Annotated in this window: 1 pseudogene; it reads left to right on the top strand. The window is 36.8% G+C overall.

Going from position 1 to position 1,767, the window contains the following annotated elements:
* Nucleotides 1-123: 123 nt before the first annotated feature.
* Nucleotides 124-1,400 (top strand): annotated as a pseudogene (locus tag V7150_RS22130) (IS110 family transposase).
* Nucleotides 1,401-1,767 lie beyond the last annotated feature (367 nt).

The following is a 1,767-nucleotide window of genomic DNA, read 5'->3' as shown; positions in this document are numbered from 1 at the left end:
GGCAGCATTCCTGTAATGAAGAAAAATGGGGTTTGAACATAAAAAAGCCCCTTGGTATGATATGAGTGTCCAAAGCTTGCAGGCAAAAAGGACAACAATCACAAATACCAGGAGGCTATTTAAATGAATTATAACCAAAATGAAAAGATTGCTCAAATTACTTCTCATACTCTAATCATAGGAGTAGATATTGCTAAGTTCAAGCACGTTGCACGTGCCCAAGACTTTTGAGGATTAGAATTTGGAAAGCCTTTGTACTTTGAAAATAGTAAATCTGGATTTAATCATTTTTTAGATTGGATAAACAAACTAATTATCCAACTTGACATGGAAAAGGCAATTGTAGGAATGGAGCCAACTGGTCATTATTGGCTGAACCTAGCTCATTTCCTTAAAGAACATAAAATTAAATTTGTTGTTGTAAACCCAATGCACGTAAAGAAAAGCAAGGAATTAGACGATAATTCACCAACGAAGAATGATGTGAAAGATGCCAGAGTCATTGCACAGTTAGTCAAGGATGGGAGATACGCCGAACCAAACATCCCACAAGGAGTTTATGCAGAACTACGTGTGGCGAGAAAAATACGCGATCTATTATCCGTTGACCGACAAGTAGTTCAAGGTCAAATTCACAATTGGTTAGATCGCTACTTTCCAGAGTTTCTAACGGTCTTTAAAGACTGGGAAGGAAAAGCTGCATTACAGCTGTTAAAATTAAATCTATTACCCAATGAGTTAGTAAAGCTATCTAATGAAGAGATATTGATTCATGTTAGACAAGTTGTTAAACGTGGAATTGGGATCAGCAAAATAAAGGACCTAACAGGAGTAGCTCAAGTTTCAATTGGAATCCGTGAGGGTTTAAATTAGAGCTCAGTACATTAATAGAAAAATATGAATTGATCACGGAAAAGTTCGAAGAACTAGAATCAAATATAGATAAACTTTTAGATCAGATCCCTGGTGTTTCTCAAATGATCGCCATAAAAGGTATAGGTAAGGACACTATTGCAGGCTTTTTAGCTGAGGTAGGAGACTTAAGTAACTATACTCATCCAAGACAAATCATAAAACTAGCAGGATTAAGTTTAAAGGAAAATACATCTGGAAAGCACAAAGGGCAAACCAAAATAACAAAGCGGGGTAGAAAATCTCTTAGAGCTCTCCTCTTCCGAGTAGCTATGCCCCTTGTAGCTAAGAACTCAGCTTTTAAAGCTTTACATGAATATTATACAAAGCGTCCAAATAATCCATTGAAGAAAATGCAGTCCCTTACCGCTATATGTAATAAGGTTATACGAATCCTATTTGCCATTGGAAAGAAACAATGTGAGTTTAGTGAAGAAAGAATGTTGCAGGATATACCACATATGGCAATCTTAAAGATCGCGGCTTAATCTCAATAACCCTTACTTTCAAAACTGTTTTATAGGCTCAAGAATAAAAAGTTTATTAGACATTTGAAGCACGGATTAGTCAGTAATTCAACTAAAATACGGGCAAGGACCCTGTCGGGCAGCATCACTGACATCCACCTCATGGAAAGGCTGGACGAAGGAATTTTGGAGCTATGACTCTGTGAGACTTGGGAGGGTACGCCTCCATGAGATATGTGGAGATCTACCAGTGCGATCATAATTTTACTATTTATCCACTTTTTGGATGAAAGTGGTTAGGTGGCAATGGTCGTTTTTACTTACGGGTTCCAATATTAACCTCAATTACATTTATACTCCAGCATTACTATGAATAATAAACTTAAAT

The sequence above is a fragment of the Neobacillus drentensis genome (assembly GCF_036965245.1).
Taxonomy (GTDB): domain Bacteria; phylum Bacillota; class Bacilli; order Bacillales; family Cytobacillaceae; genus Neobacillus; species Neobacillus drentensis_G.
The sequence above is the reverse complement of the archived record's forward strand: the minus strand, read 5'-3'. Positions and strand labels throughout refer to the sequence as shown.